This is a genomic window from Sphingomonas pseudosanguinis (assembly GCF_052056765.1).
In the GTDB taxonomy this organism is placed as follows: domain Bacteria; phylum Pseudomonadota; class Alphaproteobacteria; order Sphingomonadales; family Sphingomonadaceae; genus Sphingomonas; species Sphingomonas pseudosanguinis.
The window spans coordinates 2,726,688-2,744,508 of sequence record NZ_CP189888.1; the positions used below are offsets into that span (position 1 = coordinate 2,726,688).

13 protein-coding genes are annotated in these 17,821 nt (G+C 66.4%); 5 read left to right on the forward strand and 8 right to left on the reverse strand.

Annotated elements, in window-relative coordinates:
- Positions 1 to 162: 162 nt before the first annotated feature.
- A complete protein-coding gene (locus ACQHGV_RS12435; RefSeq protein ID WP_440978412.1) occupies positions 163 to 3,342 on the forward strand; it encodes a TonB-dependent receptor domain-containing protein in 3,180 nt (1,059 codons plus the stop codon).
- Positions 3,343 to 3,393: 51 nt separating this feature from the next.
- Here ACQHGV_RS12435 and alr read toward each other — a convergent pair whose 3' ends face one another.
- The 7 genes from alr to ACQHGV_RS12470 all read right to left on the reverse strand — a co-directional run bounded on the left by alr (position 3,394) and on the right by ACQHGV_RS12470 (position 11,201).
- Complete coding sequence (gene alr / locus ACQHGV_RS12440; RefSeq protein ID WP_440980203.1) at positions 3,394 to 4,416, reverse strand: alanine racemase; 1,023 nt, start codon at positions 4,414 to 4,416, stop codon at positions 3,394 to 3,396.
- A 199-nt stretch (positions 4,417 to 4,615) separates the two neighbouring features.
- The gene (gene mmsB, locus ACQHGV_RS12445; RefSeq protein WP_440978413.1) at positions 4,616 to 5,605 is read right to left on the reverse strand and encodes a 3-hydroxyisobutyrate dehydrogenase; all 990 of its coding nucleotides are present in this window, start codon (positions 5,603 to 5,605) and stop codon (positions 4,616 to 4,618) included.
- 93 nt (positions 5,606 to 5,698) lie between these two features.
- Positions 5,699 to 6,475 carry an enoyl-CoA hydratase gene (locus ACQHGV_RS12450; RefSeq protein WP_440980204.1) on the reverse strand — a complete coding sequence of 259 codons (777 nt, stop codon included), beginning with the start codon at positions 6,473 to 6,475 and terminating at the stop codon, positions 5,699 to 5,701.
- Between the two features lie 26 nt (positions 6,476 to 6,501).
- Positions 6,502 to 7,551, reverse strand: a complete 1,050-nt coding sequence (locus ACQHGV_RS12455; protein ID WP_440978414.1) for an enoyl-CoA hydratase/isomerase family protein — start codon at positions 7,549 to 7,551, stop codon at positions 6,502 to 6,504.
- A gap of 116 nt (positions 7,552 to 7,667) precedes the next feature.
- Positions 7,668 to 8,810, reverse strand: a complete 1,143-nt coding sequence (locus tag ACQHGV_RS12460; RefSeq protein ID WP_440978415.1) for an acyl-CoA dehydrogenase family protein — start codon at positions 8,808 to 8,810, stop codon at positions 7,668 to 7,670.
- 127 nt (positions 8,811 to 8,937) lie between these two features.
- Complete coding sequence (locus tag ACQHGV_RS12465; protein WP_440978416.1) at positions 8,938 to 10,455, reverse strand: CoA-acylating methylmalonate-semialdehyde dehydrogenase; 1,518 nt, start codon at positions 10,453 to 10,455, stop codon at positions 8,938 to 8,940.
- 113 nt (positions 10,456 to 10,568) lie between these two features.
- Complete coding sequence (locus tag ACQHGV_RS12470; protein ID WP_440978417.1) at positions 10,569 to 11,201, reverse strand: YoaK family protein; 633 nt, start codon at positions 11,199 to 11,201, stop codon at positions 10,569 to 10,571.
- A 148-nt stretch (positions 11,202 to 11,349) separates the two neighbouring features.
- Here ACQHGV_RS12470 and ACQHGV_RS12475 point away from each other — a divergent pair, with 148 nt between their 5' ends.
- Positions 11,350 to 11,526: a hypothetical protein gene (locus ACQHGV_RS12475; RefSeq protein WP_409787645.1), complete on the forward strand. Its 177-nt coding sequence runs from the start codon at positions 11,350 to 11,352 to the stop codon at positions 11,524 to 11,526.
- A 38-nt stretch (positions 11,527 to 11,564) separates the two neighbouring features.
- Here ACQHGV_RS12475 and ACQHGV_RS12480 read toward each other — a convergent pair whose 3' ends face one another.
- Entirely contained in the window at positions 11,565 to 11,720 is a 156-nt protein-coding gene (locus ACQHGV_RS12480) for a hypothetical protein (RefSeq protein WP_409787644.1), read from the reverse strand.
- 240 nt (positions 11,721 to 11,960) lie between these two features.
- Here ACQHGV_RS12480 and ACQHGV_RS12485 point away from each other — a divergent pair, with 240 nt between their 5' ends.
- Genes ACQHGV_RS12485 through ACQHGV_RS12495 form a run of 3 tightly spaced genes read left to right on the forward strand, consistent with a single transcriptional unit; the run spans position 11,961 to position 17,820 of the window.
- Entirely contained in the window at positions 11,961 to 13,223 is a 1,263-nt protein-coding gene (locus tag ACQHGV_RS12485; protein WP_440978418.1) for an efflux RND transporter periplasmic adaptor subunit, read from the forward strand.
- A complete protein-coding gene (locus ACQHGV_RS12490) occupies positions 13,223 to 16,402 on the forward strand; it encodes an efflux RND transporter permease subunit (protein ID WP_440978419.1) in 3,180 nt (1,059 codons plus the stop codon). The genes ACQHGV_RS12485 and ACQHGV_RS12490 overlap by 1 nt, the downstream gene beginning before the upstream one ends.
- Entirely contained in the window at positions 16,399 to 17,820 is a 1,422-nt protein-coding gene (locus ACQHGV_RS12495) for an efflux transporter outer membrane subunit (RefSeq protein WP_440978420.1), read from the forward strand. The genes ACQHGV_RS12490 and ACQHGV_RS12495 overlap by 4 nt, the downstream gene beginning before the upstream one ends.
- Position 17,821: the final 1 nt, after the last annotated feature.

Sequence of the window (17,821 nt, forward strand, 5' to 3'; positions counted from 1 at the left end):
ATTAACGGTTGGATTGCAGGGATGTGTCGAACGTGTCACATCCCTGCAACAAGGGTGACGTTAATTTCACATGAACGTCACCGAACGCTTGTTTTCGGCCCGAAAATTTCTTTCCCTTGGATGAACGGACACGAATGATCCGTCGTACAAGGGGGTTTAATAATGAAGATGCGCACCTTGCTCGGGGCATCTGCGCTGGCGAGCACGCTGATCCTGATGCCGGTCTCCGCCTTTGCGCAGACCGCCAATTCGGGCAGCACGGCGGGCCAGCAGGAAGAGGATGCCGCCACCGATCCCAACGTCACGGACCGTGCTGCCCAAGCCGCCGGCGACGTCGTGGTCACCGGTTCGCGCCTGGCGCGACCCAATCTCGATTCGCCCACGCCCGTCACCTCGGTCACCGCCGAGTTGCTGACGTCGACCGGCAACCTGAACCTGGGCGACTCGCTCAACCAGCTGCCGGCGCTGCGCACGACCTACAGCCAGGCGAACTCGACCCGCTTCATCGGCACCTCGGGCCTGAACCTGCTCGACCTTCGCGGTCTTGGCACGCAGCGCACGCTGGTCGTCGTCAACGGCCGCCGTCACGTAAGCGCGCAGCCGGGCAGCTTCGTAATCGACACGAACACCATCCCGACCGACCTGCTCGAGCGCGTCGACGTGGTCACCGGCGGCAGCTCCGCCGTATACGGTTCGGACGCCATGGCCGGCGTCGTGAACTTCGTGCTGAAGCGCGACTTCGAAGGTCTCCGTGCGACGGGCCAGAGCGGCATTTCCAGCCATGGCACGCGGGGTTCCTATTTCGGTGCGCTGACCGCCGGTAAGAATTTCGCCGAAGGTCGCGGCAATATCGCCGCATCAGCCGAATACTCCTTCTCGGACGTGGTCTATTTCACCGACCGTGACGACATCACGGGCGCCTTTTCGGGCCGTCGTCAGTTCAATGCGGTGCAGAACACCGGTCCGCAGTTGAACCCGAATGGCGGCGTCATCCGTACGAGTGGCGAACCTGCAACCGGTGATGGTATTCCCGACACCAACCTTCTGAGTGGCATCCGCAACGGGACGATTTCGGAAGGCGGAATGTTCGCTTCGAGCTGTCCGACGGCTGCCGCTACGGGTGAGTCCGCCGCCGCCTTCGCTGCCCGCCGCGCCTTTACCTGCACTGGCATCGCCAATGTCGGTAGCTCCAATGCCCTGGCGCAATATGGCCGCAATTTCTCGTTCAATCCGGACGGCACGCTGACGGCGAACAACTGCATCACTGATCTGCGTCCAGCGTCGACCAACTGCGTCGGCGGCCGTGGCTCGACACTGCGTCTGCTGGGCATGTTGCAGCCGCGCATGGAACGTGTTTCGGGTAACCTTCTGGCACACTTCGATATCTCGGACGCCTTCAAGCCATTCGTCGAAGCCAAGTATGTCCGCATCAAGTCGCTGCAGGAAGGTCAGCCGACCTTCGCCACCAACACCTTCAGCATCAACAATCCGTATCTGACCTCGCAAGCGCGGACCACGTTGCAGTCTGCTCTGGCCCCCGGTGCCACGACTTTCACGGCACAGCGTTTCAACGTCGATTTCGGCGGTCGCGGCGAAGACCACACGCGTGAGACCTTCCGTATCGTCGGCGGCGTCGAGGGCGATTTTGCTGAAGGTTGGCACTATGAAGTGTCGGCCAACTATGGCCGCCTCGATACCTTCTACCGGACGGCGGGCAACTACGTCACGCAGAAGTACAACAATTCGATCAATGCCGTGCGCAACGCCGCCGGTCAGATCGTTTGCGGTATCAACGCCGACGCCTCGACTGCGAATGACGACGCGGCCTGCGTACCCGTGAACCTCTTTGGTCAGGGCCAGGTCAGCCAGGCGGCGCTGAACTATTTCTCGGTCACCTCGACGCGCAAGCAGAAGGCCGAGCAATTCGACCTGATGGGCTTCGTCAACGGCAAGCTGTTCCGCCTGCCGGGCGGCGACGTCACCTTCTCGCTGGGCGGCGAATATCGTCGTGAGACGGCGTTCTCCAAGTATGACGACCTGACTGCCAGCGGCGCGACCTTCCTGAACGCCATCCCGACCTTTGCGCCGCCGGCGTATGACATCAAGGAAGCGTTCGGCGAACTCAGCGTGCCGCTGTTGGCCGATCGTCCGTTCTTCCACGAACTGACGCTGACGGGTGCGGCCCGCGTGTCGCATTACAATGTCGGCAATGCCGGAACGCCTTGGACGTACAATCTGAACGCGATCTGGGCTCCGATCCGCGACATTACGATCCGTGGCGGCTATGCCCGTTCGGTCCGTGCGCCCTCGCTGAGCGAACTGTTCACGGCCAATAATCAGACCTTCGCCCAGCCGTCGGATCCGTGCAGCCAGAACAACATCAACAACAATCCCAACCGCGCCCGCAATTGCGCGGCGGCGGGTGTGCCGACGACCCAGACGTTCAACGGCACGACCGAGCCGTTCACCAACGGTACCGCGGCTAGCATCGCCGGTGTTAATCGTGGCAACCCGAATCTGAACGCCGAGAAGAGCAACAGCTTCACGATCGGCGCGGTGATCCAGCCGCAGGCGATCCGCGGTCTGTCGCTGACGGTCGATTACTACAACATCACGATCAAGGATGCGATCGTCTCGCTGGCGGCTCAGACGCTGATCAACCAGTGCTATGACAATCCCAGCGGCATCAATAACCAGTATTGCGCTGCCGTTATCCGCAATCCGAACGGCACGTTCGCGGGTCAGTCGAGCGTGATCCACGCCGGCACCACCATCCCGCTCACGCCGACGGGTCCATCGTTCTTCTCGCAGGGCTTCAACTTCGCCAAGCTGGAAACCTCGGGCATCGACTTCGACCTGTCCTACCGGACGAAGATCAGCGACACCGGCACGCTCAGCCTGCGTGTCCTGGCCAGCTATGTGGCGCAGAACAACGGCTACACCGACGTGGGTGATCCTACCTTCCGCGACCGTTACAAGAGCGAGCTGGGCTACTCGGCATGGCGTGGTCAGTTCGTCGGTAACCTGAACTTCGAAACCTTCGATCTTCAGTATCGCCTGCGGTACGAGGGCAAGTCGACGATCGGCGAATGGGAAACGCAGAACAGCTATGACGGCCGTCCGCCCCGTAACCCGGATGCTTTCCCGGTCGTCTACTACCCGGAGGCCTTCTACCACTCGATCCAGGTCGGCTTTAACGCGACCGATCGCTTCCGCTTCTATGTCGGCGTGGACAACCTGACCGACGTGAAGCCGCCTTATGATCTGATCGGTACGGCGTCGGGCGATCCGTACGACAATATCGGCCGGTTCTTCTATGCCGGGTTCAAGGCCAACTTCTGATCCATTCGGATCGGCAACTGATCGGGGCCTTCCTTTGGGAAGGCCCCTTTTTTATGCCCGCGCGAAACGCTGGGCGAGGCCGGTCAGCAGTTCGTATTGCGACACGCCCGATGCGGCGGACGCGGCGGCCAGATCATAGTCCATGGTCAGCCAGTCGCCCTCGGCGAGGTCGGGCGTTGCGGTGACGTCGATCGCCAGCAGGTCCATCGATACACGGCCCAGCACCGGCAGCGTCACTCCATCCGCCACGGCCGCCCCCAAATCCGACAACGCGCGGCGATAGCCGTCGGCATAGCCGAGGTTCAGAATCGCCACTTCGGTATCGGCGGGGGCGGTCCAGGTGGCGTTGTAACCGACCGTCTCGCCCGCCGGCACCTGGCGACGCTGGAGGATTTGGGCTTCCGGATAAGCGACCTGGCGGAGATGGCCGGCCATGTCGGGGCGGGGTATCCCCCCGTACAGGGCCAGGCCCGGCCGGGTCAGGTCGAAATGATAGGCCGCACCCAGCGCGATCCCGGCCGAATTGGCGAGGCTCATCCGCCGCGCGGCCGTACGGCCGGTCAGGCTGGCAAAGGCGGCGCGCTGGCGTTCGTTCATCGCGACATCCTCGTCGGCGCAGGCGAGGTGGCTGATGAGCGTCTCGATCGTCAGGCCGTCGAGCAGGCCGTCGCGCACGTCTCGCACCGACACGCCGAGCCGGTTCATGCCGGTGTCGACCATGACGTCGCACGCTCCGCCGCCGCCGTCGCGCCAGCGGGAGATCTGTTCGGGCGTGCTCAGCACCGGGCGGGCGAAGCCGGCTTTGGCGGCGGACAGGTCCTCGGCGCGGAGGCCGTGCAGGACCGACACCGTCAGTCCGAGCGGCGCGAGCGCCTGCGCCTCGGCCCAGTTGGCGACGAAGAAGTCGCGGCACCCTGCCCTGGCCAGCGTCTCGGCCACCAGAGTTGCGCCCAGGCCATAGCCGTTCGCCTTGACCGCCGCGCCGCACGCCGCCGTTCCGCTCAGCCGGGCGAGCGCCTGCCAGTTGGACGTGAGCGCGTCGCGGTCGATGCGCAGGCGGAGGGGGGCGGGTATTTCGATCACCCAGCGGGCTTTAGGCCGCATTGATCAGAGGGAAAAGGCGGGATGGGCTTTTCCGCCCTCCCCCCTGCCCTCGTTCGGCCTGAGCGCAGTCGAAGGCCAAGGGAATCCCGATCCACGGGAGGCGACTTGTGGAAAGCGTAGGACGTGGCCTTCGACTTCGCTCAGGCGGAACGGAGGTTGGGCGTGGCGTTCACCGCAGGGTGCGGATGATCCCGGAGAAGTCCGCCGGCGGCTGGCCTTCGCCGACGAACGCCGCATACAGCTCTGCAGCGCGTTCGCCCATCGGGGTGGTCGCGCCCGCCTCCTGCGCGGCCTGCATCGCCAGCTTCAGGTCCTTGAGCATCAGCGCCGCCGCGAAGCCGCCCTGATAGTCATGGTCGGCGGGCGTCTCCGGTCCGACGCCGGGGACGGGGCAATATTTGGTCATCGACCAGCTCTGGCCCGACGACACCGAGGCGATGTCGTAAAAGGTCTGCGCCGCCAGCCCCAGCTTCTCGGCCAGCACAAAGGCTTCGCAGGTCGCGATCATCGTCGCGCCGAGCAGCATGTTGTTGCAGATCTTCGCCGCCTGCCCCGCGCCCGGTCCACCGGCATGGATGACCGCCTGGCCCATGGCCGACAGAAACGGCTCGGCGCGCTCGAACGCCTCCTGGGGGCCACCGACCATGAAGGTCAGCGTGCCGGCCTTGGCCGCCGCGATCCCGCCCGATACGGGGGCGTCGACCGCCATCATGCCCTTGGCCTGCGCCGCCTCTGCCACACGCCGCGCGGTGGCGACGTCGATGGTCGAGCAGTCGATCAGGATGGCGGAGGGCGGCGCGGCGGCAAACACGGCGTCGGCATAGACGCGCTCGACATGGGTTCCGGCGGGCAGCATCGTCACCACTGCCTCGACACCGTCCATCGCCGCGATGGCGCTGTCGACGGGCAGGCACCCGGCCGTCTTCGCCGCCGCCAGCGCGTCCGCCGACAGGTCGAACGCGCGGACGTCATGTCCCGCCTTTGCGAGGTTGGCGGCCATACCGCCGCCCATATTGCCCAGGCCGATAAAGGCGATCCGTGCCATGTCTGCTCTCCTAATATCTTGTTTTTCTTCTGCTCCCCTCCCGCAGGCGGGAGGGGCCGGGGGAGGGAAAGGCCACGGGTGATGGTCTCGGTGAGACTCCTCGCCCTCCCCCATCCCAGTTTCAGGTAAACGATGCCCCGCATCGTTTAGATCATGCCGGGGGCATGATCGACCTGAAACTCGTTTACGGGAGGGGTGTGAGACTCATCAGCGGTTGGTCCAGACGGGCGTGCGCTTTTCCACGAACGCGGCCATGCCTTCCTTCTGGTCGGCGGAACCGAACAGACCGTGGAACAGCCGTCGCTCGAACTGGACGCCCTGCGCCAGCCCCATGTCGAAGGCGGCGTTGACCATTTCCTTGTTCGCGCGCACCGCGATCGGCGCCATGCCCGCGATGGTGGCGGCGGCCTTCAGCGCCTCCTCGACCAGATCTGCGGCGGGGATGATGCGCGCGACGAGGCCCGAGCGCTCGGCTTCCTCGGCATCCATCATCCGGCCGGTCAGGCACATCTCCATCGCCTTGGCCTTGCCGACCGCATGGGCGAGACGCTGCGAGCCGCCCATGCCCGGCGTCACGCCCAGCTTGATCTCGGGCTGGCCGAACTTGGCCGTGTCGGCGGCGAGGATGAAGTCGCACATCATCGCCAGCTCGCACCCGCCGCCCAGCGCATAGCCCGCGACCGCCGCGATGACGGGCTTGCGGGTGCGGGTGAAGTCGTCCCAGCCGGTGAAATGGTTGCCGCCGTACATGGCGGCGAAGTCCATCTCCTGCATTTCCTTGATGTCCGCGCCCGCCGCGAACGCCTTTGCAGAGCCGGTGATGACGGCGCAGCGCTGTTCGGGATCGGCGTCATAGGCGCGCATCACGTCCAGCAGTTCGGACAGCAGCTCGGCATTGAGCGCGTTCAGCGCCTGGGGCCGGTTGAGCGTCACCAGGGTCACCGCCTCGCGGCGCTCGACGATCAGGGTGTTATAGTCGGTCATGGCGTCCTCTTCAGCGGTCGGCATTTTCAACGATCATCTGGGGTCCAGGCCTGCCCGTCGGGCATGGGCGCGAAGATATGGTCGATCATCGTGTCGGTCACGCCTTCGGGCGTAGCCGGGTCCCAGCGCGGCGCATTGTCCTTGTCGACGATGAGCGCGCGGACGCCTTCGACGAAATCGGGGCGCTGGACGACGCGCGAGGCGATGCCGTACTCGCGGCGCATCTCGTCGGCGAAGTCGGTGGTCAGCCTGCCCTCGCGCAGCAGACGCAGCGAGACCTTGCAGGCCTGCGGCGATTTGGTGCGCAACACGGCCAGCTGCTGCGTCGCCCATTCGCCGCCATCGGCCTCCAGCGCGGCAATGATCTCCTCCAGCGTGTCGGCGGCAAACAGCCGGTCGATCTCGGCGGCATGCGCCATGATCTTCGCCTCGGGCGCCGGTATGGAGAGCCGGTCAAGCGTCGCGGCAATTTCCTGCGGCGCAGACGTAATCGCGGTCTTGGCCTCGTCCAGCGCGGACGACGACAGATAATGGGTCGCGAGGCCCAGCGCATGCGCCTCCGCCCCGTCGAGCCGGTGGCCGGTCAGCGCCAAGAACTCGCCCATCCGCCCCGGCAGGCGCGAGAGATACCAGCCGCCGCCGACATCGGGGAACAGGCCGATGCCCGTCTCCGGCATGGCGAAGCGGGTATTCTCGGTCGCGATGCGAAAGCGCGCGGGCGCGGAAATGCCGACGCCGCCGCCCATGGTGACTCCGTCCATGACGGCGACGATCGGCTTGGCATAGGTGAACAGCCGGTGGTTCATCCGGTATTCGCTGTGGAAGAAGCCCCGCGCCGCCTCACCGTCACCCGCACCGCTTTCCGCCAGCAACCGGATGTCGCCGCCCGCGCAGAAACCCCGCCCCTCGGCATGGTCGATAATGACCGCCTCGACGCCCAGATCGCCACGCCAGTCCTCCAGCGCGGCGAGCACGCCCTCGCACATGTCGCGGGTCAGCGCGTGGATCGCCTTGGGCCGGTTGAGCCGCAGCCGCCCGACCGGGCCTTCGCGGGTGACGATCAGGTCTTCACTCATATCTTTCCCTAACCCCTTCCCGTTCCCCGGCGAAGGCCGGGGCCAAGTTGCGGTAACGTATGAGGCGCGCCACCGGCTGCTTAGAAACTGGACCCCGGCCTTCGCCGGGGAACGGCTTAATCTTTAAGTAAATCCCGACCGACGATCATCCGCATCACCTGGTTCGTACCCTCCAGGATCGAATGGACGCGCAGGTCGCGCCAGAAGCGCTCGATCGGATAGTCCATCAGATAGCCATAGCCGCCATGCAGCTGCAGCGCCCGGTCGACCACCGACGATCCGGTATCGGTCGCCAGCCGCTTGGCCATGGCGGCGAAGCGGGTCTTGTCGGGCGCATTGTCCGTAACCTTGGCGGCGGCGAGATATAGCAGCGCGCGCGCCGCCTCCAGCTCGGTCGCCATGTCGGCCAGCGTGAACTGCGTGTTCTGGAACTCGGCGATTGCCTTGCCGAACTGGCGGCGGTCCTTCACATAGGCCACGGATTCGTCGAGACAGCGCTGCGCGCCGCCCAGCGAGCAGGCGCCGATGTTCAGCCGCCCGCCGTCCAGCCCCATCATCGCGATACGGAAGCCCTCGCCCTCCGCACCCAGCCGATTGGCGACCGGCACGCGCACCTGATCGAACATCACCTGCCGCGTCGGTTGCGAATGCCAGCCCAGCTTGCGCTCATTCGCGCCGAAGGAGACGCCGGGGGTGTCCTTGTCGATCACCAGGCACGAAATGCCCTTGGGCCCGTCCTCGCCGGTGCGGACCATGGTGACGTACACTTCGTTCTCGCCGCCGCCCGAGATGAACTGTTTGGAGCCGGAGACGATGTAATGATCGCCGTCGAGGACCGCGCGGGTCTTGAGCGCGGCGGCGTCGGAGCCCGAGCCCGGCTCGGTCAGGCAATAGCTGGCCATGCGCTCCATGGTGACGAGGTCGGGCAGGTAACGCCCCTTCACATCCGCATCGCCGAACCGGTCGATCATCCACGACGCCATGTTGTGGATCGAGATGAAGGCGGATGTGGAGGGACAGCCATAGGCCATGGCCTCCATGATAAGCGCCGCCTCCAACCGCCCGAGCGCGATGCCGCCGGATTCTTCGGACACATAGATGGCGGCGAAACCGAGCTCGGCGGCTTCACGAATCGTGTCGCGCGGGAAGATGTGCTTCTCGTCCCACTCCGCCGCGAAGGGCGTGATGCGATCGGCGGTGAAGCGGCGCGCGAGGTCCTGGATCTCGCGCTGCTCGTCGGTGAGGTCGAATTGGGTCATTGTGCTTCCACTTCTGAAGCCCCTCCCGCAGGCGGGAGGGGTTTGGAGAGGGTAAGGAGTCTCACCGAGACCATCGCCTGTGGCCTGCCCTCCCCCATCCCCTCCCGCGTGCGGGAGGGGCGTGTTGTTAGGCCATCGTCGGGATCACGAAGGCATTCTCGCCCGTGGCGGAGCCATCGGGCCAGCGCTGGGTCACCGTCTTCACCTTGGTCCAGAAGCGGACGCCCTCCATGCCATGCTGATTCACGTCACCAAAGGCCGAGCGCTTCCAGCCGCCAAATGTGTGATACGCGACCGGCACCGGGATCGGCACGTTGATGCCGACCATGCCCACCTCGACCCGCGCCGCGAACTCGCGCGCCGCATGGCCGTTGCGGGTGAAGATCGCGACGCCGTTGCCATATTGGTGCTCGCTCGGCAGGCGCACCGCCGTCTCGAAATCGGGGGCGCGGACGATCTGGAGGACGGGGCCGAAGATTTCCTCCTTATAGCTCTGCATGGCGGGCGTCACCCGGTCGAACAGCGAGGGGCCGATGAAGAAGCCTTCCTCATAGCCCTGCAACTGGAAGCCGCGCCCGTCGACGACCAGCTCGGCCCCCTCATCGACGCCGGTCTGAATCCAGTCCTCCACCCGCTTCTTGTGCGCGGCGTTGACGACCGGGCCGTAATGCGCCTGCGCATCGGTCGAAACGCCGACCCGCAGCGCGTCGATCGCCGGGATCAGCTTCTCGCGCAACGCATCCGCCGTCTTGTCCCCCACCGGCACCACCACAGGCAGCGCCATGCACCGCTCGCCCGCCGAACCGAAGGCCGCGCCCGACAGGTCGGCGACCACCTGGTCGAGGTCGGCGTCGGGCATGACGATGCCGTGGTTCTTCGCGCCGCCCATCGCCTGGACGCGCTTGCCCGCCTCGCCCCCGCGCCGATAGACGTAATGCGCGATGTCCGACGAGCCGACAAAGCTGACCGCGCTGATCGCCGGATGGTCGAGGATCGCGTCGACCATCGCCTTGTCGCCATGCACGACCTGCAGGATGCCCTCGGGCGCACCCGCTTCGCGCATCAGCTCGGCGAGGCGGACGGGGACCGACGGATCACGCTCGGACGGCTTCAGGATGAACGCGTTGCCGCAGGCGATGGCGACGCCGAACATCCACATCGGGATCATCGCCGGGAAGTTGAACGGGGTGATGCCAGCACCGATGCCGAGCGGCATCCGCATCGAATAGACGTCGATGCCCGGCCCCGCGCCTTGCGTATATTCGCCCTTCAGCGCGTGGGGGATGCCGCAGGCGAACTCGATCACCTCCAACCCGCGCTGGATGTCGCCTTTCGCGTCGGCGATCACCTTGCCATGTTCGGAGGAGAGCAGATGCGCCAGCGCGTCCATATTCTGCTCGACCAGTTCCTTGAAGCGGAACATCACGCGCGCCCGGCGCTGCGGATTGGTCGCGGCCCAGCCCGGCTGCGCAGCTTGCGCGGCGGCGACGGCGCGTTCGAGCAGCGCGGCGTCGCCCAGCATCACGCGGGCCTGCACCTGACCGCTATTGGGGTCGAAGACATCGCCCTGACGGCCCTCGGCCTGGGTGGCAGCGGCATCGGTCGCGGTCTGTCCGCCAGCGACCAAGTGATCGATCACGCGCATATTCTCTCCTGTCGCGGGTCTGATGCCCGACTCTCGGCCTTGTAATTATATTGCTCGCTCGTGAAATCCAAGCGCCGTGCCGAGAAAAGCGGACAAAGCCCCCTTCCCCGGCGTCAAATGGCGGGCGCCATCCGCCAGGCCGCGCCCGCGCCCAGCAGCGCGGCGCCGACCGCACCCCATAACGCCGCCACACCCCATGCCGCATAGCCCAGCGCGCCCAGCGCCGCGCCCGCGACGAACCCGGTCCACAGCAACAGATAGGGCAGCCAGGCCCAGCGCGTCCGCCCCGCGATGGTCCGCGCCAGATGCTGGCCGATCTTGACCAGCGTGCCGGTCATATAAGTCACGCCGATGCTGACCTCGCCATCGCGCTCGAAGGTCGCGTTGGCCACGCCCATCGCCACCGCCATCAGCAGCGCCGCCCAACCGCGAAGCGCCGCCGCGATCGCCAGCAGCAGCGCGACCAGCAACAGGACGATGGCCTGCCCCAGGCGCGGCCGCGTCAGGCGAATCAAGGTGCCCGCCATCACGCCGATGACGAACAGGGCCAGCAGGGCGGCCAGGATCGCCACGCCATGCCCCGCCCCGCCCGGCGTCGCCAGGCCCAGCGCCAGCATCGTGCCGTTGCCGCTCATGAACGAGACGAAATAGCCGCCCAGCCACTGAAAGCCGATGGCATCGACATAGCCCGCCAGCAGCGACAGGCCGATCGCCAGCGGCCAGGAAGCACGATCGGATCGGATCATGAACGCTGCTTATCACGGCGTCCGGGCACCGCGCGATGCCCCTCGACCGCATCGGCCGAGGCTTTTCGTAAATTATTGCCATTAAGGCAAAAGGACCGGATCGGATCGGCCATCGGAACGTTTGCGCCATTCACATTCGGGGAATGGCATGGCCGGCGCGCTGTTGGAAATCTGGTTGACGGTGTCGGCGCTGTCATCGCTGCTGATCGTGCTGGTGGCGATCGGCCACAGCGATCTGCGGTTGGAACGTCGCCTGAAAACCCGGCCGGATCGCGTGCGCACTGGCACGCTCCGGCGACGCCGGCGTCAGACGCGTCGGGTCTAACATGGAAGACGTCGCGACCCGGGAGCCGCGACGAATGATCAGAACAGCTGAAGGAACCGGTCGAGCAAGCCCGGACGACGCGTCCGCGCCGCCAGATAACGCGCGCGATCATTGGCCGCGCGGCGATACAGCGCGTCGAGGCGCTCCTCGCGCGGCAGATCGGAGATGCGCGGCGGCGGCATATGGCTGGCCATGGTGGATGCCCCTTTTTATGTCGAATCGTTCGTTTTCAACGACAAGACGCGCAACTTGTTCCCCACACCGTGCGGCGGCGTCGTTGGGCGGCACCGCCGAATGGCTGGCCCTGCCCATCCGGGACATGTTCGCCGCCCCCTTTCAACATGAACGCCTCGTAAGTTTTCCGTAAGCGATCCGTCAGGGCACTGGCCCTATCGCCCGGCGCAATTTCCAGTCCTTCGCGCCGAAAGAAGCCGATGCACGCCAACCCCGCCGACGAAACGCTACCCGAAACCCGTCGCCTGTCCTCCGCGCAGCAATGGCGCTGGGTTGCGATCGCCGCCGCCGTGCTGGTCGGCGTGCTGCTGCTGATCACGCTGGTCGGCAAGCTGACCCATAAGGAGGAGGCGCCGCCCACCCCGCCGCCGCCGGGGACGCTGCGGCTGTCCAAGGCGCAGCTGACAGCGATGCCGACGATGCGCGTCGGCCTGGGCGCCTCGGGGGCGCAGACCATGGCGACGGGCGCGATCACGGTCGATGCCACCCGCTCGACCCCGGTGCTGATGCCCTATGCCGGCCAGGTCGTGCGCGTGCTGGCCGATGCGGGTCAGGTGGTGCGGCAGGGTCAGCCGCTGCTGCTGATCAAGACCAGCGATTTCGTCGACGCGCGCGCCGGCCTGTTCTCGGCCCGCGCCGCCTATCAGAACGCGCAGGCGCAGCTGGTCGCGGCGCAGCGCAATGCCGATCGCCAGCAACAAATCTATCAGACCGCCGGCGGCGCGCTGAAGGATTATCAGCAGGCCAGGGCCGACCTCGCCGCCGCGCAGGCGACCGCGCGCACCGCCGCCGCCTCGCTCGGCGCCGCGCGCGACAAGCTGGCCATCCTTGGCAAGTCGCAGGGCGAGATCAACCGGCTGGAGAATGTCGGCGAAGTCTCCGGCATCCACGACATCACCACGCTCCACGCGCCGATCAGCGGCGTCGTCGCCTCGCGCGATGTCGCGCCGGGCCAATATGTCTCGCAGGGTGGCGACAAGCCGGTGATGACCATCACCGACCCCTCACGCGTCTGGCTGGTCGCGCAGGTGGCCGAAAGCGATGCCGAGAATGTCCGCGTCGGCGATCCCGTCGAGGTGACCACCCCCGCCCTGCCCGGCCGCGTCTTCCACGCGACCATCGATCTGGTCGGCGCCGCGCTCGATCCGCAGACCCACCGCCTGCCCGTCCGCGCCGCAATCCCCAACCTGGACAAGGCGCTGAAGCCGCAGATGTTCGCCAGCTTCGCGATCCATCATCTGGGGGCCGGCGAGGCGATCCGCGTCCCCGCCGCCGCGGTCATTCATGAGGGTGACGCCGCGCGCGTCTGGATCATGCGTCCCGACGGCCTGCTGGTCGCGCGCGATGTACAGACCGGCGAATCCGCCAACGGTCTCGTCACGATCACCTCCGGGCTCAAGCCGGGCGAGAAGATCGTCACCTCGGGCGCGCTGTTCGTCAACGAAGCGGGGATCGGCGAATAATGAACCGCATCGTCGACTTTGCGCTGCGTCAGCGACTGCTGATCGTCGGCCTGTTCTTCGCGATGATCGTCGCGGGCGTCATCGGCTTCATCAACCTCAACATCGAGGCCTATCCCGATCCCGTTCCTCCGATGGTCGAGGTCATCACCCAGACCCAAGGCCTGTCGGCCGAGGAGATGGAACGCAACGTCACCATCCCGATCGAGGTCCAGATGGCGGGTATCCCGCATCTGACCGCGATCCGCGCGATCAGCCTGTTCGGCCTGTCGGACATAAAGATCCAGTTCACCTACGACTATACCAACGAACAGGCGCGCCAGCAGGTCATCAACCGCCTGTCGCAGCTGCCGCCGCTGGCCGGTGGCGCGCAGCCAACGCTGTCGCCAACCTCGCCGGTGGGTGAAATCTATCGCTACCGCATCGCCGCGCCCAAGGGCTATTCGGTGATGGACCTGAAGACGCTGCAGGACTGGGTGCTCCAGCGCCGGTTCAAGCGGATTCCGGGCGTGATCGACGTGACCGGTTGGGGCGGCAAGCTGCGCGCCTATGACGTGGTCATCGACCAGAACCGGCTGACCGCACATGGCGTGACGGTCGCGCAGGTGCTGGCGGCCTTGTCCAAGAGCGACGGCAATGTCGGCGGCCAGACGATCAACTTCGGCGAACAGGCCGCGATCGTGCGCGGCATCGGCCTGATCCAGTCGCCCGACGCGATCCAGAACGTGCTGGTCGGCGAGGCGGGCGGGACGCCCGTGCTGATCAAGGACGTCGCGACCGTCAAGATCGGCAACGCGCCGCGCATGGGCATCGCCGGGTACAATAACGACGACGACATCGTGCAGGGCATCGTCCTGATGCAGCGCGGCGCCCAGTCGATGCCGACGATCAAGGCCGTGCAGGCGGAGGTCGCCAACATCAACGACAGCGGCATCCTGCCCCCCGGCGTCCATCTGGAGCGCATCTACGACCGTTCCGACCTGATCAACCTGACCATCCATACCGTCATGGAAAACATGGTGGTCGGCATCCTCCTGATCTTCGCGCTGCAATGGCTGTTCCTCGGCAATCTGCGCTCGGCGATCATCGTGGCGGCGACCATCCCCTTCGCCTTGGCCTTCGCGATCCTGATCCTGGTGTTGCAGGGGGAGAGTGCGAACCTGCTGTCGGTCGGCGCGCTGGACTTCGGCCTCGTCGTCGATGCCTGCGTCATCATGGTGGAGAATATCTTCCGCCACATGGTCGAACGCTCCGCCGCCGTGGAGAATGGCCAGGGCCGCTACACCATGGCCAGCCGTTTCGGCGCGGTGCTGGGCGCCTCGTCGGAGGTCAGCCGCGGCATCTTCTTCGCCGCCGCGATCATCATCGCCAGCTTCCTGCCGCTGTTCACCCTGACCGGCGTCGAGGGGCATATCTTCGGCCCGATGGCCAAGACCTATGCCTATGCCATCACCGGGGGCCTGCTCGCGACCTTCACCGTCGCGCCGGTGCTCTCGACGCTCCTCCTGCCGGACAAGCTGGCCGAGACCGAGACCTTCATCGTCGGCCGCCTGCGCCGCATCTACGAACCCGCCGCCTCCTTCGCGCTGCGCAACAAGATCGTGACGCTGGGCGGCGCGGCGCTGATGATGGTGCTGGCGGTCGTCGGCGTGCGCTCGCTGGGCATCGAGTTCCTGCCGCACCTCGAAGAAGGAAACATGTACATCCGCGCCACCCTCCCCTCCTCGATCAGCCTGGAGGCGGGCGAGAAGGTGACCAACGAGGTGCGCAAGATCATCGCCACCTATCCGGAGACCACGGCGGTCTTGTCCGCCCATGGCCGCCCGGACGATGGCACCGACGCGACCGGCTTTTTCAACGTCGAATTCTTCGTGCCACTAAAGCCGTTCGACACCTGGCCGAGCGGCATGACCAAGGAGAAGCTGATCGACGAGCTGTCGACCCGCCTCGCCAAGAAATACCCGGGCGTCGACTTCTCCTTCTCGCAGATCATCGAGGACAATGTCGAAGAAGCCGCCTCGGGCGTAAAGGGCGCGAACTCGATCAAGCTGTTCGGCCCCGATCTGGTCACGCTGGAAAAGCTGGCCAACCAGATCAAGGCGCAGATGGCCAAGGTGAAGGGCATCGAGGATCTCGGCGTGTTCGAGATTCTGGGCCAGCCGACCGTGCGGATCGATGTCGATCGCGCCAATGCCGCGCGCTATGGCCTGACGCCTGACGACATCAATCAGACGGTGGCGGCCGCGATCGGTGGCCAGTCGTCTGCCGACCTGTACGAGCCGGGCACCGACCGCCACTTCCCGATCATCGTGCGGTTGCAGCCGGCGCAGCGCGACTCGCTGGAATCGGTGCGCAACATCACGATCGGCGCGCCCAGCCCGGACGGCAACGGGACCATCCAGGTGCCGCTGTCCGAGGTGGCGAACGTCAAGCTGACCAGCGGCGCCTCGTTCATCTATCGCGAGCATCAGGAACGCTATGTGCCGATCAAATTCTCGGTGCGCGGCCGCGACCTGGGCAGCGCGGTCGAGGAGGCGCGCGCGCGGATCAACCAGAATGTCCAGCTGCCGCCGGGCTATCATCTGGAATGGGCGGGCGAGCTGGACAACCTCAAGAACGCCATCTCGCGGCTGGAGATCGTGGTGCCGATCAGCCTCGTGCTCATCCTGCTGCTGCTCTATGCCAACTTCGGCGCGATGCGCGACAGCCTGCTCGCCTTTTCCGCGATCCCGATGGCGATCGTGGGCGGCGTACTGGCGCTGGCCCTGACCGGCACGGCGTTCAGTATCTCGGCGGCGATCGGCTTCGTGGCGTTGTTCGGCATCGCGGTGATGGACGGCATCCTGGTCGTCACCACCTTCAACAATGCGATCGACGAAGGCGCCCCGCGTGAGAATGCGCTGGCCACCACCGTCAAGAACAGCCTGCGTCCGGTCGTCATGACCTGTCTGGTCGCCGCGATCGGCCTGCTGCCCGCCGCCCTGTCGCACGGGATCGGCAGCCAGGTGCAGAAGCCGCTCGCGCTGGTCGTGGTCGGCGGCATGACGCTCGCGCCCGTGCTGATCCTCCTGGTCCTGCCGGTGCTGATCAGCCGCTTCTCGACCCGCCTGCCGCTGTCGCAGCGCCCGAAGAAGAACGACCATTTCCACGACGACCAGGCCGATACGGGAGCCATGGCATGAAGCGTTTCCTGACCCTGCCGCTGCTCGCTTGCGTCTCCGCCTGTGCGGTCGGCCCGCATGATCTGGACGCGCATGCCAGCCTGCCGCCCATGGCCCCGGCGCCGGTGATAGCACCGGCCAGCGGCCCGGCACAAACCGTCTCGGCCACCATCGCGCCCGAATGGTGGCACGCCTTCGGCAATGCCCAGCTCGACGCGCTGGTCGCCGAGGCGCTGGCGCACAACAACGACGTCGGCGTCGCCGAGGCCTCACTGCGGCAGGCACGGGAACAGGCGCGCGCGACGCGCGGCTCGCTGCTGTTTCCGCAGGGCGGGCTGAACTACAACGTCCAGCGGACCCGCGTGTCCAATGCGCTGTCGCCGGCGGTCGCCGACCAGAACCAGCAGCTCTATACCCTGCACACCGCGCAGGTCAGCGTCTCCTATGATGTCGATGCGTTCGGCGGCAACCGGGCGCAGGTCCGCTCCGCCGTCGCGCGCGCCGAGGTCGAGCGGCATCAGCTGGACGCGGCACGGATGACGGTGGCGGCGAACCTCGTCACTGCGCTGATCGAGCGGGCGAGCCTGGCCGAACAGGTCGCCGCCGCGCAGACCGCCGTGACGGTCAACCGCGACATATTGGGCGCGTTGCAACAGCGTCAGCGGCTGGGCGCGGTCGGCGCATCCGACGTCGCGCAACAGCAGGCCGCGCTCGCCAATGCCGAGGGCGCGCTGCCCCCGCTCGTTCGCGCCGAGGCTGCACAGCGCACGATCATCGCGACGCTGATCGGCCGTCCGGCGGGCGCCGCGCTGCCGCCGCTGCCCGAATTGTCGCAGCTGACCCTGCCGACCGAACTGCCCGCGATCGTACCGTCCGAGCTGGTCCATCGCCGGCCCGACATACTGGCGGCGGAAGCGCAGTTGCAGGGTGCCGGTGTCGATGTCGGCGCCGCGATCGCCGCGCGTCTGCCCAGCATCCAGCTTTCGGCCAATGCCGGCGGCTCGGCGCAGAATTTCGGCGACATGTTCAAGAGCGGCAATCCTTTCTGGGCGCTGCTCGGCAGCATCACCCAGCCGCTGTTCCACGCCAATGCGCTGCGCCATCAGCAAAAGGCGGCGGAGGCCGCGCTGGACGGCGCCAAGGCGCAGTATCGCCAGGCGGTGCTTCAGGCGTTCGGCAATGTCGCCGATTCGCTGACCGGCCTGTCGACCGACGCCCAGGCGCTCGACGCGGCACAGCGGGCGAGCAATGCGGCCGGCCAGGCGCTGACCTTCGCGCGGCGGCAGCTGGCGCTGGGCGATGTGGGGACGCTGCAATTGCTCAACGCCACCGCCACGGACGCGCAGGCGCGCTCTCAGCTGATCCAGGCCAAGGCGGCGCGGATGACCGACACGGTCGCGCTGTTCCAGGCCGTCGGAGGGCCGGTCACGGGGTCGTGAT

What these genes read in the sequence shown, in the direction of transcription:
- ACQHGV_RS12435 (WP_440978412.1), top strand. Translation starts at nt 163, where the DNA reads ATGAAGATGCGCACCTTGCTCGGGGCATCTGCGCTGGCGAGCACGCTG.
- mmsB (WP_440978413.1), bottom strand. Translation starts at nt 5,605, where the DNA reads ATGGGGGAGGGCGAGGAGTCTCACCGAGACCATCACCCGTGGCCTTTC.
- ACQHGV_RS12450 (WP_440980204.1), bottom strand. Translation starts at nt 6,475, where the DNA reads ATGACCGACTATAACACCCTGATCGTCGAGCGCCGCGAGGCGGTGACC.
- ACQHGV_RS12455 (WP_440978414.1), bottom strand. Translation starts at nt 7,551, where the DNA reads ATGAGTGAAGACCTGATCGTCACCCGCGAAGGCCCGGTCGGGCGGCTG.
- ACQHGV_RS12460 (WP_440978415.1), bottom strand. Translation starts at nt 8,810, where the DNA reads ATGACCCAATTCGACCTCACCGACGAGCAGCGCGAGATCCAGGACCTC.
- ACQHGV_RS12465 (WP_440978416.1), bottom strand. Translation starts at nt 10,455, where the DNA reads ATGCGCGTGATCGATCACTTGGTCGCTGGCGGACAGACCGCGACCGAT.
- ACQHGV_RS12470 (WP_440978417.1), bottom strand. Translation starts at nt 11,201, where the DNA reads ATGATCCGATCCGATCGTGCTTCCTGGCCGCTGGCGATCGGCCTGTCG.
- ACQHGV_RS12475 (WP_409787645.1), top strand. Translation starts at nt 11,350, where the DNA reads ATGGCCGGCGCGCTGTTGGAAATCTGGTTGACGGTGTCGGCGCTGTCA.
- ACQHGV_RS12480 (WP_409787644.1), bottom strand. Translation starts at nt 11,720, where the DNA reads ATGGCCAGCCATATGCCGCCGCCGCGCATCTCCGATCTGCCGCGCGAG.
- ACQHGV_RS12485 (WP_440978418.1), top strand. Translation starts at nt 11,961, where the DNA reads ATGCACGCCAACCCCGCCGACGAAACGCTACCCGAAACCCGTCGCCTG.
- ACQHGV_RS12490 (WP_440978419.1), top strand. Translation starts at nt 13,223, where the DNA reads ATGAACCGCATCGTCGACTTTGCGCTGCGTCAGCGACTGCTGATCGTC.
- ACQHGV_RS12495 (WP_440978420.1), top strand. Translation starts at nt 16,399, where the DNA reads ATGAAGCGTTTCCTGACCCTGCCGCTGCTCGCTTGCGTCTCCGCCTGT.